This window comes from Janthinobacterium sp. LM6 (assembly GCF_002002885.1).
Taxonomy (GTDB): Bacteria; Pseudomonadota; Gammaproteobacteria; order Burkholderiales; family Burkholderiaceae_D; genus Janthinobacterium; species Janthinobacterium kumbetense.
On the sequence record NZ_CP019510.1, the window covers coordinates 3,266,847 to 3,284,775 of the forward strand.

At 60.6% G+C, this 17,929-nt stretch carries 11 protein-coding genes and 3 tRNA genes; 12 read left to right on the plus strand and 2 right to left on the minus strand.

The features are described 5' to 3' along the window. The first annotated feature begins 148 nt into the window (after positions 1 to 148). The 11 genes from BZG29_RS14410 to BZG29_RS14460 all read left to right on the plus strand — a co-directional run bounded on the left by BZG29_RS14410 (position 149) and on the right by BZG29_RS14460 (position 14,693). The gene (locus BZG29_RS14410) at positions 149 to 1,312 is read left to right on the plus strand and encodes an efflux RND transporter periplasmic adaptor subunit (RefSeq protein ID WP_077403963.1); all 1,164 of its coding nucleotides are present in this window, start codon (positions 149 to 151) and stop codon (positions 1,310 to 1,312) included. Continuing rightward, positions 1,309 to 4,407, plus strand: a complete 3,099-nt coding sequence (locus tag BZG29_RS14415; RefSeq protein WP_077403966.1) for an efflux RND transporter permease subunit — start codon at positions 1,309 to 1,311, stop codon at positions 4,405 to 4,407. The genes BZG29_RS14410 and BZG29_RS14415 overlap by 4 nt, the downstream gene beginning before the upstream one ends. A gap of 170 nt (positions 4,408 to 4,577) precedes the next feature. After that, a tRNA-Leu gene (locus tag BZG29_RS14420) sits at positions 4,578 to 4,660 on the plus strand. Positions 4,661 to 5,383: 723 nt separating this feature from the next. Further along, entirely contained in the window at positions 5,384 to 6,724 is a 1,341-nt protein-coding gene (tig, locus tag BZG29_RS14425) for a trigger factor (protein WP_077409110.1), read from the plus strand. Between the two features lie 76 nt (positions 6,725 to 6,800). After that, complete coding sequence (gene clpP, locus BZG29_RS14430; protein ID WP_034787300.1) at positions 6,801 to 7,427, plus strand: ATP-dependent Clp endopeptidase proteolytic subunit ClpP; 627 nt, start codon at positions 6,801 to 6,803, stop codon at positions 7,425 to 7,427. A 200-nt stretch (positions 7,428 to 7,627) separates the two neighbouring features. Beyond that, positions 7,628 to 8,896, plus strand: a complete 1,269-nt coding sequence (clpX, locus tag BZG29_RS14435) for an ATP-dependent Clp protease ATP-binding subunit ClpX (protein ID WP_010398446.1) — start codon at positions 7,628 to 7,630, stop codon at positions 8,894 to 8,896. Between the two features lie 276 nt (positions 8,897 to 9,172). After that, the gene (lon, locus tag BZG29_RS14440) at positions 9,173 to 11,584 is read left to right on the plus strand and encodes an endopeptidase La (protein WP_034787304.1); all 2,412 of its coding nucleotides are present in this window, start codon (positions 9,173 to 9,175) and stop codon (positions 11,582 to 11,584) included. Between the two features lie 204 nt (positions 11,585 to 11,788). After that, complete coding sequence (locus BZG29_RS14445; protein ID WP_010398442.1) at positions 11,789 to 12,061, plus strand: HU family DNA-binding protein; 273 nt, start codon at positions 11,789 to 11,791, stop codon at positions 12,059 to 12,061. A 124-nt stretch (positions 12,062 to 12,185) separates the two neighbouring features. Then, positions 12,186 to 12,262 (plus strand) — tRNA-Asp (locus BZG29_RS14450). A gap of 17 nt (positions 12,263 to 12,279) precedes the next feature. Further along, positions 12,280 to 12,356: transfer RNA gene (locus BZG29_RS14455), tRNA-Asp, on the plus strand. A gap of 444 nt (positions 12,357 to 12,800) precedes the next feature. Next, positions 12,801 to 14,693 carry a SurA N-terminal domain-containing protein gene (locus tag BZG29_RS14460; protein ID WP_253192581.1) on the plus strand — a complete coding sequence of 631 codons (1,893 nt, stop codon included), beginning with the start codon at positions 12,801 to 12,803 and terminating at the stop codon, positions 14,691 to 14,693. A 197-nt stretch (positions 14,694 to 14,890) separates the two neighbouring features. On the opposite strand, the gene BZG29_RS14465 is transcribed toward BZG29_RS14460, so the two are convergent. Beyond that, the gene (locus BZG29_RS14465) at positions 14,891 to 15,580 is read right to left on the minus strand and encodes an arylesterase (protein ID WP_077403972.1); all 690 of its coding nucleotides are present in this window, start codon (positions 15,578 to 15,580) and stop codon (positions 14,891 to 14,893) included. A 124-nt stretch (positions 15,581 to 15,704) separates the two neighbouring features. On the opposite strand from BZG29_RS14465, the gene BZG29_RS14470 reads away from it, so the two are divergent. Next, a complete protein-coding gene (locus BZG29_RS14470) occupies positions 15,705 to 16,352 on the plus strand; it encodes an ABC transporter ATP-binding protein (protein WP_077403975.1) in 648 nt (215 codons plus the stop codon). 8 nt (positions 16,353 to 16,360) lie between these two features. Here the strand turns inward: BZG29_RS14470 and BZG29_RS14475 are convergent, their stop codons facing one another. After that, entirely contained in the window at positions 16,361 to 17,905 is a 1,545-nt protein-coding gene (locus BZG29_RS14475) for a bifunctional ADP-dependent NAD(P)H-hydrate dehydratase/NAD(P)H-hydrate epimerase (protein ID WP_077403978.1), read from the minus strand. Positions 17,906 to 17,929: the final 24 nt, after the last annotated feature.

The following is a 17,929-nucleotide window of genomic DNA, read 5'->3' on the forward strand; positions in this document are numbered from 1 at the left end:
AGGGGAAAATCACTCCCCGCCATGACCAAGCTGATATTGTCACAAATTTAAGGATATCGCGTGCGAAAAAGTTTGGCTTGGCCCAAAGGACAAGCAAAAAGTTTCTCCGCATAAAAATATTGCAGCCCGCATAGTAAAGGAAAATACCTTGTTTGCCCTGAAAACCCTGCGCCGCGAGACCGGCGCTCCCGCACTTCCCGCCCTGCGGCTGATTGCCGCCGCCGCCCTGGCGCTGACCCTGGCGGCGTGTTCCAAGCCTGCCGTCAAAGTGGAAGACGTGCGCCCCGTGCGCGCGATCGTATTGTCTAGCAGTAATGTTGACGTGAGTGCCGAGCTGTCGGGCGAGGTCGTGCCCCGCGTCGTATCGCAGCTGGGCTTCCGCGTGGGCGGCAAGATCGTCGCGCGCAAGGTGGACGTGGGCGCCAGCGTGAAGAAGGGGCAAGTGCTGATGCAGCTCGATCCTGCCGACTTGCAGCTGTCGCAGGCGCAGGCCAAGGCGTCGCTGGTCAGCGCGGAAACGAGCCGCGACCTGGCGCGCGCGGAACTGAAGCGCTACCAGGATTTGCGCGAGAAAAATTTCGTCAGCCAGGCCGTGCTCGATGGCAAGGACGCCACCTACAAGGCGGCGCAGGCGAATGTGGAAGCGGCGCAAGCCCTGTACCGTGGCCAGGCGAACCAGTCCGGCTATGCCAGCTTGCTGGCCGACGTCGATGGCGTCGTCACGCGCATCGAGGCCGAAGTGGGGCAGGTGGTGGCGCCCGGCGCGCCCGTGGTGCAGGTGGCGAAGAGCGGCGAGAAGGAAATCGTGATCGGCATTCCCGAAGACAAGGTCGAGACCTTGCGCAAGGTCAAGGATGTTACCGTGCGCCTGTGGGCCGACCCGAAGCAGGGCTTGCCGGGCAAGATACGCGAAGTGTCGCCCGTGGCCGATGCCGCCACGCGCACCTATATTGCCAAGGTCAGCATTCCGGACGCGCCGCAGGCGCGCCTGGGCATGACGGCCGTGGTGCAGTTCGCCTCGCAAACGGCCACGCCGCAGATCAAGGTGCCGCTGACGGCCCTGTTCAATGAGAAATCGCAAAGTTCCGTGTGGGTGGTGGAAAACGGCACCGTGAAGCTGGTGCCGGTGACGGTGGGCGGCGTGGCGGGCAATGAACTGCTGCTGACCTCGGGCGTGAAAGAGGGCCAGACCGTGGTCACGGCCGGCGTCAACCTGCTCAAGCCGGGCCAGAAAGTGACCATCCTCGGCGCCGAACTGGCCAGCAAGCCTGCCGCCGGTGCCGCCGCCGTCAGCGTGGGTGCGGTCAAATGAAGGGCGGCTTCAATCTGTCGCGCTGGGCGCTCGAACACATCCCGCTGACGCGTTACTTGATGGCCGTGCTGCTGATCGGCGGCATGCTCAGCTATGCCAGCCTGGGCCAGGATGAAGATCCCCCGTTTACGTTCCGCGCCATGGTGCTGCAAGCGTACTGGCCCGGCGCCACGGCCTTGCAGATGGCCGAGCAGGTGACGGACAAGCTGGAAAAGAAACTGCAGGAAACGCCGTACATCGACGAAATCACCAGCTATTCGAAGCCGGGCGAAACCCTGATCCTGCTGGAGCTGCGCGAATCGGCGCCGCCCAAGGAAACGGCGGCCGCCTGGTACCAGGTGCGCAAGAAGATCGGCGACATCCAGGGCACCTTGCCGTCCGGCGTCGTGGGGCCGTTCTTCAATGACGAGTTCGGCGACACGTATGGCTCCATCTTCGCCCTGTCCGGCGACGGATTTACCTACGCGGAAATGAAGGATTACGCGGACAAGGTGCGCCAGGAACTGCTGGCCGTGGGACAGGTATCGAAGGTGGAACTGTTCGGCGTGCAGGATGAAAAGATCAATATCGTCTTTTCTCACAAGAAATTTGCCCAGCTGGGCATTCCTTTCGACGCCATCGTGCAGCAACTGTCCGCGCAAAACAGCATCAACGCCACGGGCGTGCTGGTGACGCCGACGGACAATCTGCAAGTGCGCGTGACGGGCGCCATGCTGACCGTCAAGGACCTGGAAAACCTGGAACTGCGCGCCAACGGCACCACCTTCCGCCTCGGTGATTTTGCTACCGTGAAACGTGAACTCATCGATCCGCCGAAGGACAAGATGCGTTTCAACGGCAAGGAAGTGATCGGCCTGGGCGTGTCGATGGAAAAGGGCGGCAATATCATCGACATGGGCAAGGCCTTGCAGGCAACGGTCACGCGCATGAAGAGCGAGTTGCCGGTCGGCATAGAGCTGCAGCGCGTGTCGAACCAGCCGGAAGCCGTGTCCGCCTCCGTGGGCGAGTTCGTGCATACCCTGGTCGAAGCCATCCTGATCGTGCTGGCCGTCAGCTTTGTCGCGCTGGGCTTGCACACGAAGCCGCTGCGCATCGACGTGCGTCCGGGCCTGGTGGTGGCGCTGACCATCCCGCTGGTGCTGGCCGTCACCTTCCTGTTCATGCGCCTGCTCGACATCGACTTGCACAAGATTTCGCTGGGCGCCCTGATCATCGCGCTGGGCTTGCTGGTCGATGACGCCATCATTGCCGTCGAGATGATGGTGCGCAAGATGGAAGAGGGCATGTCGCGCTTCGACGCGGCCACCTTCGCCTACACGTCGACGGCCATGCCCATGCTGACGGGCACCCTGATCACGGTGGCGGGCTTCCTGCCCATCGGCCTGGCCAAGTCGGCCGCCGGCGAATACACGTTCTCCTTGTTCTCCGTCAATGCGCTGGCCCTGATCATTTCGTGGGTGGTGGCCGTCGTCTTTACGCCCTACATCGGCTACGTCTTGCTGAAGGTCAAGCCGCACGCGCACAACGACCATGAATTGTTCGACACACCGAATTTCCGCCGCTTCCGCCGCGCCGTCACCTGGTGCGTGGAATGGCGCAAGACGACGATAGCCGCCACCCTGGCCATCTTTGCGCTCGGTATCTACGGCTTTAACTTTATCGAAAAGCAATTCTTCCCCGATTCCAGCCGTCCCGAACTGATGGTGGAGCTGTGGTCGTCCGAAGGAACGACGTTTGCTGCCAACGAGAAACAGGTGAAGAAATTCGAGGCGTTCGTCGGCAAGCTCGACGGCGTGGAAAGCGTCACCAGCTATGTGGGAACCGGTAGTCCCCGTTTCTACCTGCCGCTCGACCAGATATTCCCGCAGACCAATGTGTCGCAAGTGGTGGTCTTGCCGAAGAGCCTGGCCGACCGCGAACGCTTGCGCCAGCAAATCGTCGATGTCTTCAAGAAGGACTTCCCGGAAGTGCGGGGCCGCGTCAAACTGCTGCCGAACGGGCCGCCGGTGCCGTATCCCGTGCAATTTCGCGTCACGGGGCCGGAAGTGGCGGGCGTGCGGACCATCGCCGACCAGGTCAAGGACATCATGCGCGCCAATCCGAACACCCTGGGCGTGAACGACAACTGGAATGAATCGGTGAAAGTGCTGCGCCTGGACCTGGACCAGGACAAGATGCGCGCGCTGGGCGTCACGTCGAAAACGGTGATGCAGGCGGCCAATACGATCTTGTCGGGCACGGTCATCGGCCAGTTCCGCGAAGACAATAAGCTGATCGATATCCAGGTGCGCCAGCCTTTGGAAGAGCGGGCGACGATTTCCGTGCTGAATGACACGAATATTCCGACGGCGACGGGCAAGTCCGTGCCCATCTCGCAGCTGGCCCGCGCGCATTTCGTGTGGGAGCCGGGTGTCGTCTGGCGCGACAAGCGCGAATGGGCCATTACGGTGCAGTCGGACGTGATCGACGGCATCCAGGGCGCCACCGTGTCGACGCAGCTGGCGCCGCAGCTCGATGCCTTGCGGGCCAAGTTGCCGGCCGGCTACCGCATCAATGTGAAGGGCGTGGCGGCCGACAGCGGCGAAGCGGAAGCGTCGATCTCGGCGAACTTGCCGCTGGCCATCTTCATCATCTTCACCCTGCTGATGTTGCAGCTGCACAGTTTCTCGCGCTCGCTGCTGGTGTTCCTGACGGGGCCGCTGGGCGTGGCCGGTGCCGCGTTTGCCTTGCTGCTGCTGCACCGTCCGCTGGGCTTCGTGGCTAACCTGGGCGTCATCGCGCTGTTCGGCATGATCATCCGCAACTCGGTGATCCTTGTCGATCAGATCGAGCAAGACATCCGGGATGGTTCGGCCCCATGGGACGCCATCATTGACTCGGCCGTGCGCCGTTGCCGTCCCATCGTGCTGACGGCCGCCGCCGCCGCGCTGGCCATGATCCCCTTGTCGCGCTCCGTGTTCTGGGGCCCGATGGCGGTCGCCATCATGGGCGGCCTGATCCTGGCGACGGCCTTGACGTTGCTGTTCCTGCCGGCCCTGTATGCGGCCTGGTTCCGGGTCAGGAAGCCGGCGCCGGCGACCGCAAAAGAAGGCTAGCAGCCAGCGCCAGGGCATAGGCAAAAAAAGGCGGCATTCCTCTGGGAAATCCAGTAGAATGCCGCCTTTGCTTTACCAAGGGCTTGCTCGTTGAGTCTGCGGTAGCCAGATCGCTCCCGAGTTGTTAAAATCAGGAACAGCCTGCGGCAAGTAGTACCGTAGTACAAAATGCGGATGTGGTGGAATTGGTAGACACGCTGGTCTTAGAAGCCAGTGCTTCGGCTTGGGAGTTCGAGTCTCCCCATCCGCACCAATCCGGGTTGTTCCAGCCCGGAGGTGCAGCACCATCAAGTTGTTCTTCAGCCTCGTTCAGGCATCTTCCTGTTTTTCTTCTCGCTCTTCCCGTGTTTTCGTCATGGGACGCGTCTTCCATCACGCTATTTTTCGCCCGGTACGGCAGGATAGGGTGGGGTATGGGCGGCGATTTGCCTGAAAAATGGCCAAATTGAGATAAATCAAAGGTTTTTTGCCCGAAATCTTCGCTATGAGCGCATTTCTTTGTTTCGGACGGGGCGCCAGTTCGCATATACTAATGAACGAAGCAGGCTGGAAAGCCTGTCTCTGGCGAAACAAAGAATGCCGGGGCAAGAGTAAAGACAGGGCACCCCCAGGCTGTGGCGACTCGTTCGCCGCCGCTGGTATCCTCTGTGGCCGCGCTGCAAAGCCAGCCACTTTCCCGAAGTCCTTTGTTATAATGCCACGCTTTACCGAATGATGGCCGGCCCTGCATTTACTTAGAAGCAAGGCTGGACGCTCGGAGCCCTGTCGCAGTACTGGAAGCGGCGGATTGTTTGGTGCCTGGTGCGGGTTTTCCCTCAGCCGGGTAGACCAGGTCCATTGTCCTGCTTGCAGTGCTTTTACAGATGAATATGCGAGCGAGTGAAGCTGGACCCATGTCTTGCCGCCAGCGATGGCGCAAGGGGTCGGGTCTTCTTTTCTCGCACCAACAGTGTTTATTTTTTGGACGATTTTTTACATGGCAACTGCAGTCGAAACCTTGGGCAAACTCGAACGTCGTATCACGATCTCCTTCCCGCTGACGGACGTCCGCACGGAAGTTGAGAAGCGCCTGAAAGTGCAAGCCCGTACGGCTAAGGCACCGGGCTTCCGTCCGGGCAAAGTGCCGTTGAAAATGGTCGCAGCACAATACGGCTACCAAATTGAATCCGAAGTGCTGAATGACAAAGTCGGCCGCGCGTTCAACGACGCCGCCAACGAAAACAATCTGCGCGTGGCCGGTTTCCCGAACATCGTGCCGAAAGAAGAAGCAGCCGAAGGCCAGCTGGCTTTCGACGCAACGTTCGAAGTGTATCCGGAAGTCGCCATCGGCGACCTGACGGCCGTTGAAATCGAAACCGTGCAAGCCGACGTGTCGGAAGCCGAAATCGACAAGACCATCGACATCCTGCGCAAGCAGCGCGTGCACTTCCACACCAAGGGCGAAGCTGGCGAACACGGCGACGGCGGTGAGCCGATCGCTGCCAACGGCGACCGCGTGACCGTCGACTTCGTCGGCTCGATCGACGGCGTTGAATTCCCAGGCGGCAAAGCTGAAGGCTACGCTTTCGTGCTGGGCGAAGGCCGCATGCTGCCGGAATTCGAAGCAGCAACCCTGGGCCTGAAAGTGGGCGAGTCCAAGACTTTCCCATTGTCGTTCCCAGAGGACTACCACGGTAAAGACGTAGCCGGCAAAACCGCTTCGTTCACCATCACCCTGCAAAAGCTGGAATGGGCGCACCTGCCGGAAGTCGATGCCGAATTCGCCAAGTCCCTGGGCGTTGCCGATGGCGACCTGGCCAAAATGCGCGAAGACATCAAAGTCAACCTGCAGCGCGAAGTCGCTGGCCGCGTGAAAGCACGCAACAAGGAAGCCGTCATGGACGCGCTGATCAAAGTTGCTGAGCTGGAAGTGCCAAAAACGCTGATCGCTCAGGATTCCGAGCGCCTGGCCGAAATGACCCGCCAGGACATGGCGCAGCGCGGCATGAACGTCAAGGACGTGCCTTTCCCAGCAGAACTGTTCGCAGACAAAGCCGAGCGTCGCGTACGCCTGGGCCTGATCCTGTCGCAACTGGTGGGCGACAACAAGCTGCAGGCTACGCCTGAGCAAGTCAAGGCGCAGATCGAAGATTTCGCCCAAAGCTACGAAGATCCACGCGAAGTGCTGAAGTACTACTACAGCGACCGTCGTCGTCTGGGTGAGATCGAAGCCCTTGTATTGGAAGAAAACGTCGTCACTTACGTGTTGGGCCTGTCGAAAGTCACGACGAAAGCAGTTGCTTTCGACGAACTGATGGGAAGCAACGCACAAGCGTAAACCAGTTGGTATCCGGGTGCCGGCTCTTGCCGCAAGGTAGTGGCGGCACCCCCTAACTGCTTCACAAGGAAATGAAATGACAGGTATGAACCGTAATCCGGCGCTGGACACAGAGATGCTCGGCCTGGTGCCGATGGTGGTGGAACAAAGCGGTCGCGGCGAGCGCTCGTATGATATTTACTCGCGCCTGCTGAAGGAACGCTTGATTTTCATGGTCGGCCCGGTCAATGACCAGATGGCCAACCTGGTTGTCGCCCAGCTGCTGTTCCTGGAAAGCGAAAATCCGGAAAAGGAAATCTCGCTCTACATCAACTCGCCAGGTGGTTCGGTCTCGGCCGGCATGGCCATCTACGACACCATGCAGTTCATCAAGCCGGACGTCTCGACCCTGTGCACGGGCATGGCTGCTTCGATGGGCGCTTTCCTGCTGGCCGCTGGCGCCAAGGGCAAGCGGTTCTCGCTGCCGAACTCACGCATCATGATTCACCAGCCGTCCGGTGGTTCGCAAGGCATGGCGTCCGACATCGAGATCCAGGCGAAGGAAATCCTTTACCTGCGCACCCGCTTGAACGGCATCATGGCCGAGCGCACGGGCCAGACGATCGAACAGATCGCCAAGGACACCGACCGCGACCGTTTCATGTCCGCCGACGAGGCCGTTGAGTATGGTTTGATCGACAAAGTGTTGACCAGCCGCGCTTGATGAGCCCCTACCGGTATTGCTAAGCATGTAAGTAAACGCCCGGGCGATCAAACGTTCGGGCGTTTCGCTTTTATTTCGGGTAGCATGGAGCTTGTGCACGTTGTTGACTTGCGCCATGGGGAGTTGCCTTAACGGGCGGCAACCATCATCCGGCTTGCGATTTTGCAATATTGTTAATGCAGTTCCAACCAAAATGCCTTATGTCAGACAAAAAATCCTCTAGCGGCGAAAAATTACTGTATTGCTCGTTCTGCGGCAAAAGCCAGCACGAGGTGAAGAAACTCATCGCCGGCCCGTCCGTGTTCATTTGCGACGAGTGCATCGACCTGTGCAACGACATCATCCGTGATGAAACGTCGAGCATCGAGACGGTGACCGGTACCAAATCCGACCTGCCGACGCCGCAAGAAATTGCCGCCTTGCTCGATCAGTACGTGATCGGCCAGCAGACTGCCAAGCGCATCCTGTCGGTGGCGGTGTACAACCATTACAAGCGCCTCAAGCACCTGGGCAAGAAAGACGACATCGAACTGGCCAAGAGCAACATCTTGCTGGTCGGTCCTACCGGCTCGGGCAAGACCCTGCTGGCACAGACCCTGGCGCGCATGCTCAACGTGCCGTTCGTGATCGCCGACGCCACCACCCTGACCGAAGCCGGTTACGTGGGTGAAGACGTGGAAAACATCATCCAGAAGCTGCTGCAAAGCTGCAACTATGACGTCGAGAAAGCCCAGCGCGGCATCGTCTACATCGATGAAATCGACAAGATTTCGCGCAAGTCCGACAATCCGTCCATCACGCGCGACGTGTCGGGCGAGGGCGTGCAGCAAGCCTTGCTCAAACTCATCGAAGGCACGATGGCTTCCGTGCCGCCACAAGGCGGCCGCAAGCACCCGAACCAGGATTTCGTGCAGATCGACACGACCAACATCATGTTCATCTGCGGCGGCGCCTTCGACGGCCTGTCGAAAGTGATCGCCAACCGTTCCGAAAAGAGCGGCATCGGCTTCTCGGCCACGGTGCGCAGCAAGTCGCAAAGCTCGGCCAGCGAACTGATGCTGCAGGCGGAACCGGAAGACCTGGTCAAGTTCGGCCTGATCCCGGAACTGGTGGGCCGTCTGCCCGTCATCGCCACCCTGGCGGAATTGACGGAAGAGGCGCTGATCCAGATCCTCGTCGAGCCGAAGAATGCGCTGATCAAGCAATATTCGAAGCTGCTCGAGATGGAAGGCGCGGAACTGGAGATTCGTCCGGCCGCCCTGCATGCGATCGCCAAGAAAGCGCTGGCGCGCAAGACCGGTGCCCGTGGCCTGCGTTCCATCCTGGAACATGCTTTGCTGGACGTCATGTACGAACTGCCGAGCGAACAAAATGTGGTGAAGGTCGTCATCGACGAAAATACCATCACCAGCGGCGCCAAACCTTTGTTGATTTATCAAGAGACTGCCAAAGCCTCCGGAGAAAATTGAAAACTGCCGAGACAAATGCATAAAAAGGGTTTTGATTCCTTAATGCATGGCAGTACAATTTAAATCAATGAGTGCAGGCTTCAATCGGAAAGCCACTCGCGGCGCTTAGCTGCGCGTGGCTTTTTTACTGTGAAAACTGCATTTATTACCGTCATGCGGGTGTGTTTTGCGGAATAAACAGAAAAATGTTTGTTTCACAGAATTATTTATTCTCGCCGGTCTTGTGTTTTGGCAGCGAGCGCCAACATCGTAAACACGCTTTCTATAAGGTACGCCATGACAACTTCCAAATTAACTGAGCAAACTCAACTGCCGTTATTGCCGTTGCGGGATGTCGTCGTTTTCCCGCATATGGTGATACCGCTGTTCGTTGGCCGTCCAAAGTCGATCAAGGCGCTGGAAGCTGCGATGGAGCAGGGCAAGAGCATCATGCTTGCCGCTCAAAAAGCAGCCGCGAAGGACGAGCCGTCTCCTTCGGATATCTATGAAATTGGCTGCGTTGCCAATATTCTGCAAATGCTGAAGCTGCCCGATGGCACCGTCAAGGTGCTGGTCGAAGGCGCACAGCGTGCCCGTATCAACCACATCAGCGATGCCCCGACGCACTTCATCGCCGACCTGACGCCGCTCGAGTCCGAGCCGGGCGACGAGTCGGAAGTCGAAGCCATGCGCCGCGCGATCGTGCAGCAGTTCGACCAGTACGTCAAACTCAACAAAAAAATCCCGCCGGAAATCCTCGCTTCCCTGTCGGGCATCGACGATGCCGGCCGTTTGGCCGACACGGTGGCCGCGCACTTGCCGCTGAAACTTGAGCAAAAACAAGTCATCCTGGAAATTTTCAGCGTGGCCAAGCGCCTCGAGCACCTGCTGGGCCAGCTCGAAGGCGAGCTCGACATCCTGCAGGTGGAAAAGCGCATCCGCGGCCGCGTGAAGCGCCAGATGGAAAAGTCGCAGCGCGAGTACTACCTGAACGAGCAAGTCAAGGCGATCCAGAAAGAACTGGGCGAGGGCGAAGATGGCGCCGACCTCGACGAGCTGGAGAAAAAAGTCGCTTCGGCCAAAATGCCGAAGGAAGCGCTCGACAAGGCCACCAACGAGTTGAAAAAACTCAAACTGATGTCGCCGATGTCGGCCGAAGCCACCGTCGTGCGCAACTACATCGACACCCTGGTCAACTTGCCTTGGAAAAAGAAATCCAAGGTCAATAACGACCTGGCGAACGCGGAAAAAGTGCTCGAAGGCGACCACTACGGCCTCGACAAGGTCAAGGAACGCATCCTGGAATACCTCGCGGTGCAACAGCGCGTCGACAAGCTGAAAGCGCCTATCCTGTGCTTCGTCGGTCCTCCGGGCGTGGGCAAGACCTCGCTGGGCCAGTCCATCGCCCGCGCGACGAACCGCAAGTTCGTGCGCATGGCCCTGGGCGGCGTGCGCGACGAAGCCGAGATCCGCGGCCATCGCCGCACCTACATCGGCTCGATGCCAGGCAAGATTTTGCAATCGCTGTCGAAAGTCGGCGTGCGCAATCCCCTGTTCCTGCTCGATGAAGTCGACAAGATGGGCGCCGATTTCCGTGGCGATCCGTCGTCGGCCCTGCTGGAAGTGTTAGACCCGGAACAGAACCACACGTTCTCCGACCATTACATCGAAGTCGATTTCGACTTGTCGGACGTGATGTTCGTGGCGACGTCGAACTCGTACAACATTCCGCCAGCCTTGCTTGACCGCATGGAAGTGATCCGTCTGTCCGGTTACACGGAAGATGAAAAGACCAGCATCGCGCAGCGTTATCTGCTGCCGAAGCAGATCAAGAACAATGGCTTGAAGGAAGAGGAAATCTCGGTGGCCGAGTCGGCCTTGCGCGACATCATCCGCTACTACACGCGGGAAGCCGGCGTGCGTTCGCTTGAGCGTGAAGTGTCGAAGATCTGCCGCAAGGTGGTCAAGATGCTGCTGCTGAAGAAATCCGACAAGAAAGTCATCGTCAACTCGAAGAACCTGGATAAATTCCTCGGCGTGCGCCGCTACGATTTCGGTGTCGCAGAGAAAGAAAACCAGGTAGGCCAGGTGGTCGGTCTGGCATGGACGGAAGTGGGCGGCGATCTGCTGACCATCGAAGCCGTGTCGATGCCGGGCAAGGGCGGCATCATCCGCACGGGTACCCTGGGCGACGTCATGAAAGAGTCGATCGAGGCAGCCCGCACGGTGGTGCGCAGCCGGGCACAGCGCCTGGGCATCAAGGCGGACGTGTTCGAGAAGAGCGATATCCACATCCACGTGCCGGAAGGCGCGACACCGAAGGACGGTCCTTCGGCTGGCGCGGCCATGACGGTGGCGATGGTGTCGGTCTTCACGGGCATTCCCGTGCGCGCCGACGTGGCGATGACGGGCGAGATCACCTTGCGCGGCGAAGTATTGCCGATCGGCGGCTTGAAGGAAAAGCTGCTGGCGGCGCATCGCGGCGGCATCAAGACGGTCCTGATTCCAGAGCAGAATGTGAAAGACCTGGCCGACATTCCGGACAACGTCAAGAACAAACTGGAAATCGTACCGGTGCGCTGGATCGACAAAGTGCTGGAAATCGCCCTCGAACGCATGCCTGAAGCGTTGGCGGACGTCGCTGCGGTGGAGGCTGTCACGGCCGCCGCGGCCAAGCCTGACGCGGCCGGCGAGGTAGTAAAACACTAACGTTTTACCCCTGTTTTCCCCAAACAAGCGCTTTTAGAGCGCTTGTTTTATATTGAAACGTGAATTGCGCCCCCAAAGCGCTTGACACATATACAGTGTGGCTTGTTTAATACGCCTGCACATTTTTTTCGCCGGACAGCTGTGGTGCCAAAAGTGCCGCAACGATACGGTAAACGTTTTATACCTTTGTAATTGGGGATGCTAGTGAACAAGACTGAATTGATCGACCACATTGCTGAAAAAGCTGACATTTCCAAAGCCGCCGCTGCGCGCGCACTCGACGCTGTTATCGGCGGCGTGACGGAAACTTTGAAAAACAACGACAGCGTGACGCTGGTTGGTTTTGGCACTTTCTCGGTCAGCGAACGCGCTGAGCGTACCGGCCGCAATCCGCGTACCAAAGAAGCGATCACGATCGAAGCAGCAAAAGTTCCAAAATTTAAAGCTGGTAAAGCTTTGAAGGATGCTGTAAACTAACGGACTTCGGTGAGGTGACAATCACCGGAAACATTTGGCGGCGCCTCCGGGTGCCGCGATTTCGGGATCGACGTTCTTGAATGGCGATCCCGGATACAAATGCAAGTAGTACTGTGTATTTTTCGGAGTGGTAGTTCAGTTGGTTAGAATGCCGGCCTGTCACGTCGGAGGTCGCGGGTTCGAGTCCCGTCCGCTCCGCCAAAAAAATACGCTCTCAAGGAGTGGTAGTTCAGTTGGTTAGAATACCGGCCTGTCACGTCGGGGGTCGCGGGTTCGAGTCCCGTCCGCTCCGCCAGAATATAGAAGCCCGCGCTGCTGAATAAGTAGCGCGGGTTTTTCTTTTTCGGCGCCGGATTATCCCGGCGCGCCTGCTTTTTAAAATTCCCTCCTGCCGCGTTGAATAAAAACGCCGGCGTTTAAATCCCCTTTAAGCTGCATCGGGTTAAATGCCCGAGTCCGGCGCCTTGCCAGCCAGGCGGCGCCAGGGCAGGGCGCGCGCCCTGATTTACTCTTGCTATAGCGCTATGGGCATTGTAGAATCAGGAGATAATGGCTTGGGCGTCAGAATCCTGCTTTAGTTCCAGCGCCAAGTTGTTGAATCTAAAGGGGAAGTGGACATCTGTCCCGTCCATTCCGCCGAAGAAATCAAGGCGAACGCATGTTCGCCTTTTTTTATAGTGATCCACTCATCCCGAATTGGCTGACCATGTTTGAATTTATTCGTACCCATCGACGCTTGATGCAGTTTCTCCTGATGCTGGTCATCGTCCCGTCTTTTGCACTGGTCGGTATCAGCGGCTACCAAAGCTTCGGCGATGGCGCGAACACCATCGCCAAGGTCGGCGACCAGGTCGTTACGCAGCAGCAATATGAAGAAGCGCAACGCCAGCAGATCGACCGCTACCGCCAGATGATGGGCGAGCAGTTCGACCAAAAAATGTTTGACACGCCGGAAGCGCGCCAGAGCATCCTCGACAACCTGATCGCCGAGCGCGCCGTGGCCGCCGAAGTGGGCCGTAGCCACCTCGTCATCAGCGATGCCGTGCTGCAAAAAGAAGTGCTGGAAATTCCAGGCTTGACCTTGCCGGACGGTAAATTCGACCTGGAACGCTACAAGGCCATGCTGGCCGCCCAGGGCATGACGCCGCAGATGTACGATGCGCGCCGCCGCAGCGACCTGGCCCTGCAGCAACTGGCCGGCGCCGTGCAAGGCACCGCCTTCGCGCCGAACACCGTCTCCAAGCGCCTGTCCGACATCACCTCGGAAGAGCGTGAAGTGCAGGAACTGCTGTTGCCGATCGCCCAGTACGTGCCGGAAGTCAAAGTGACGGACGCCATGATCAAAGCGTTCTATGACAAGAACAGCAAGTTCTTCGAAATCCCGGAACAAGCCAAGATCGAATACGTCGTGCTGGACGACAGCGCTGCCGGCGAGCAAGTCGACGTCAGCGACGCCGACGTGACCGCCTATTACGCGAAGAACCAGAAAGCCTACACGACGCCAGAAGCGCGCCAGGCCAGCCACATCCTCGTAGCCGTCAAGAAAGACGCCTCGGCCGCCGACAAGGCAGCCGCGAAGGCCAAGGCGGAAGCCATCCTGGCTGACGTGCGTAAAACGCCTGCCAGCTTTGCCGCCGTAGCCAAGGCCAAGTCGGAAGACCCGGCATCCGCCGAGCAGGGCGGCGACCTGGGCGTGATCGGCAAGGATGGCTTGCCGGCACCGCTGCTGAGCGCTGTTTCGAAACTCAAGCAGGGCGAAATCAGCGATGTCGTCGCTTCCGATTTCGGCTTCCACATCCTGACCGTCACCTCGCTCAAGCCGCAGCACGTGCGTGCGCTCGATGAAGTACGCGGCGAAATCACGGCCGACTTGCGCAAGCAATTTGCTGCCAAGAAATACTCGGAAATGGCGGAAACGTTCACCAACACGGTCTACGAGCAATCGGACAGCCTGAAACCGGTGGCCGACAAGCTGAAACTGAAAGTGGAATCCGTTGCCAACCTGTCGCGCACGCCGTCGCCGGCACTGGGCAAGGCGCCGTTCAACAATGCCAAGTTCCTGTCGGCCATCTTCTCGAACGATTCGCTGAAAGACAAGCGCAACACGGAAGCCGTGACCGTCGCACCGAACGTGCTGATCGCCGGCCGCGTGGTGGAATTCAAGCCGGCAACGAAGCGTCCGCTGGCCGAAGTCGAAGCGATGATCCGTCAGCGCGTGACCCTGGAAGAAGCGGAAAAGCTGGCCAAGAAGGCGGGCGAGACCAAGCTGGCCGCCTTGAAGGCGTCGGGCGATGCGACTGGCTTCGGCGCGGCGCAATGGGTATCGCGCAGCAAGCTGGACGGCATCAACCGTGCCGCCATCGCGCAAGTCATGAAGGCCGACACGAGCAAGCTGCCAGCCTATGTGGGCGTGGACCTGCCAGCCCTGGGCTATGGCATCTACCGCATCGCCAAGGTGCAGCAGCCGGCGCAAGTGGACGCGGCGCGCCGCCAGCAAGAGAAAGACCAGATCAGCGGCATCCTGGCACAACAGGAAATGTTCGATTACGTCGAATACCTGAAAGCCAAGGCCAAGGTGAAGATCGTCAAACCGCTCACCGCCCCAGCCGCCGCAGCGCCGGAAGCACCATAAGAGTTAGTTTCCACGCATAAAAATAGCCGCTCCCAGAGCGGCTATTTTTTTGAACACCAGCTAAAACTTACTGCGCGTCGTGACTTGCGTCTTGCGATGCTCACTGCCTTGGCGGCCCCGTGCAAAGCACAGTTCCGCTTCTCATCCACAATTCACTTCCGCTCGCTACAGTTTTATCAGGTGTTCGGTACACTGGTTTACTTGGCTTTCAGCAACGGCGCCAACTGTGGCCAGATGTTTTTCAGGATGGTTGGATGGGCTAGCGCATTCGGATGCATGCGGTCGGCCTGGAACAGCTGCGGCTGGTCGGCGATGCCTTCGAACATGAAGGGGACCAGCGGCGCCTTCCATTCCTTCGCCAGCTTGCCGTACACGCCGTAAAATTGCTCGCCGTAGGCGCGGCCATAGTTGGGCGGCATGCGCATGCCCACCAGTACGACCTGCGCCCCCGTCTTTTTCACGGCCTCGCCCATGGCGCGCAGGTTCGCTTCGGCGGCCGCCACGGGCAAGCCGCGCAAGCCGTCGTTGGCGCCCAGTTCGATCAGCACGACGTCGGGCTGGTGCTTCGCCAGCAGAGAGGGCAGGCGCGCGCGGCCGCCGCTGGTGGTCTCGCCGCTGATGCTGGCGTTGACGATGCGCGTGTCGTTCTTTTGCGCTTGCAGCCGCTGTTCCAGCAGCGCCACCCAGCCAGTACCGCGTGCCAGTCCGTACTCGGCCGACAGGCTGTCGCCGAGCACCAGCAGCGTTTTTGGTGCAGAATAGGCGTTCGTCATGCCTGACACCAGGAGCAGGGCTGCCGCAGGAAGCAAGGACAGGGTGCGCCGCCGCAGGCGGTTGCCGCCCTCGACACTTATTTGTTCACGAAATTTTTTAAGATAGATCAGCATGCCCGAATTCCCTAAAGCGACTTCCACCAGTTTTCTCCCGTCAGAGACAGCCGCACGGCGAGCGGACCAGCGGCCCGCCGCAAGCAACAGCCAAAACAGCCAAAATGCCCGGCCGGCCATCGAAGTGGTCCAGCTGGCCAAGCGCGTACCCGATGCCGATGGTGAGCTGACCATCCTGCATCGCGTCGATTTTACCGTGCAAACGGCCGAGACGCTGGCCATCGTCGGCGCCTCCGGTTCCGGCAAGTCCACTTTATTGGGCTTGCTGGCCGGCCTGGACACGCCCAGCGAGGGCAAGGTCATGCTCGACGGCACCGATATCTTCGCCCTCGATGAAGACGGCCGCGCCGGTTTCCGTAAGGAAAAGCTCGGTTTCGTGTTCCAGTCCTTCCAGCTGCTGGCCCACCTGACGGCGCTGGAAAACGTCATGCTGCCGCTGGAATTGCGCGGCGACCCGGATGCGAAGGAAAAGGCGCAAGCCATGCTGGGCAGAGTCAACCTGGGCAGCCGCCTGAAACACTATCCGAAATACCTGTCCGGCGGCGAGCAGCAGCGCGTGGCGCTGGCCCGCGCCTTCGTCACGCAGCCGCCGCTGCTGTTCGCCGACGAGCCGACGGGCAGCCTGGACGCCGCCACGGGCGAAGCCGTGATCCAGCTGATGTTCGAGCTGAACCGCGAACGGGGTTCGACCCTGGTGCTCGTCACGCACGACAGTTCGATCGCGGCCCGTTGCGGCCGGACGATTACGATTTCAGCAGGCCGTTTGATCTAGCGCAGTGATCATGCCGACAAGGCATTGATCAATTTTCGGATGGCCGGGATCAATTCCCCCGCCGTTAAACCGATCGGGCCGTTGCCTGCCGCCACCAGCGCATCGGCCGCCGCGCCGTGCAGCCACACGGCGCCGAGCGCCGCCTCCCATTCGGGCCAGCCCTGCGCCAGCAGGCTGCCGCACAGGCCCGCCAAGACGTCGCCCGTGCCGGCCGTCGCCAGCGCGGGGCCGCCCGTGTTGTTGACGACGACCTGGCCATCGGGCGCGGCGATCACCGTGCCCGACCCTTTCAAGACGACGATGACGCCCAGCTGCGTGGCCAGCTGGCGCGCCGCGCCCAGGCGGTCGGCTTGCACCTCGGCCGCCGTCATGTCGAGCAGCCGGGCCGCTTCCAGCGGATGCGGCGTCAAGATCGTCGCCCCCGCGCCCGTGCGCACGGCCAGCGCCGATTGCAGTTCCGGCTCGGCCGCCATCAGGTTCAGCGCATCGGCGTCGAGCAGCAGGGGGCTGTCGCTGTCGAACGCTCGCAGCAGCAGCTCCACCGTGCCGGCCTTGTCGCCCAGGCCGGGCCCCGCCACCAGCGCCGCGAAGTGCAGGCCCGAGAAATCCACGTCCCGGGCGTGCCGGCACATCAGTTCCGGCTGGCCGCTGTCGAACGCCGGCGGCGCGTCGGGAAAGGCGATATACACCCGTCCCGCGCCCGCATGCAGGGCCGTGCGGGCCGCCAGGATGGGCGCGCCCGCCATGCCTTGCGCGCCGCCGATGACGGCCACGCTGCCGTAGCTGCCCTTGTGCGTATTCTGCCGGCGCGGCTGCAGCTGGCGGGCGAACAGGTGCAGGCCGCCCAGCTGGGCCTTGGCGGCCGGCAGCAGGGCAGGGGCGATGGCCAGCGCGGCTACTTCCACTTCGCCCGCATGGTCGCGGCCATTTGCCGTGTGCAGCCCCGGCTTGTCGCCGATGAAGGTGAGCGTATGCGTGGCGCGGATGGCGACGCCGTCGATGGCGCCCGTGTCCGCGTGCAGGCCGCTGGGCACGTCGAGCGCCAGCACGGGGCAATCGAGCTGGTTCACCAGCTGGACCACGTCGCGGCATTCGCCGTCCAGGGGACGCGACGCGCCGATGCCGAACAGGCCATCGATGACGAGGTGCCACGGCGCGGCGCCCACGGCGGCCGACGCCGTGCTGCTTGCCGCGTCCATGCAGCGCGCGGCGCTGTTGCGCGCGCGGCTCAGCGCCTGTTCGCGCTCGGGCGACGTGGCTGGCGCCGCGGGCGCCAGCCAGACGAGCACCTCGGTGCCGCTGCCGGCCAGGTGCGCGGCCGCTTCCAGCGCGTCGCCGCCGTTGTCGCCGGGGCCGGCCAGCACCAGTACGCGCCGGTGGCCCGCATCGTCGCCATCTTCCTGGGCGTGCAGCAGCTTCAGGGCGGCACTGGCGGCGGCCTGGCCCGCGCGCTGCATCAGCAGCCCTTGCGGCAGGTCTTGCATGGCCGCTTGTTCGATGGCGCGCAATTCGGCGATGGAGTACAGCGGTGTTGCAGAGTCGATCAGGGGCATGGAGCGTGTTCCGTTAGTCAGCAT

Coding starts and splice junctions, on each gene's coding strand:
- BZG29_RS14415 (WP_077403966.1), top strand. CDS start 1,309: ATGAAGGGCGGCTTCAATCTGTCGCGCTGGGCGCTCGAACACATCCCG.
- tig (WP_077409110.1), top strand. CDS start 5,384: ATGGCAACTGCAGTCGAAACCTTGGGCAAACTCGAACGTCGTATCACG.
- clpP (WP_034787300.1), top strand. CDS start 6,801: ATGACAGGTATGAACCGTAATCCGGCGCTGGACACAGAGATGCTCGGC.
- clpX (WP_010398446.1), top strand. CDS start 7,628: ATGTCAGACAAAAAATCCTCTAGCGGCGAAAAATTACTGTATTGCTCG.
- lon (WP_034787304.1), top strand. CDS start 9,173: ATGACAACTTCCAAATTAACTGAGCAAACTCAACTGCCGTTATTGCCG.
- BZG29_RS14460 (WP_253192581.1), top strand. CDS start 12,801: ATGCAGTTTCTCCTGATGCTGGTCATCGTCCCGTCTTTTGCACTGGTC.
- BZG29_RS14465 (WP_077403972.1), bottom strand. CDS start 15,580: ATGCTGATCTATCTTAAAAAATTTCGTGAACAAATAAGTGTCGAGGGC.
- BZG29_RS14475 (WP_077403978.1), bottom strand. CDS start 17,905: ATGCCCCTGATCGACTCTGCAACACCGCTGTACTCCATCGCCGAATTG.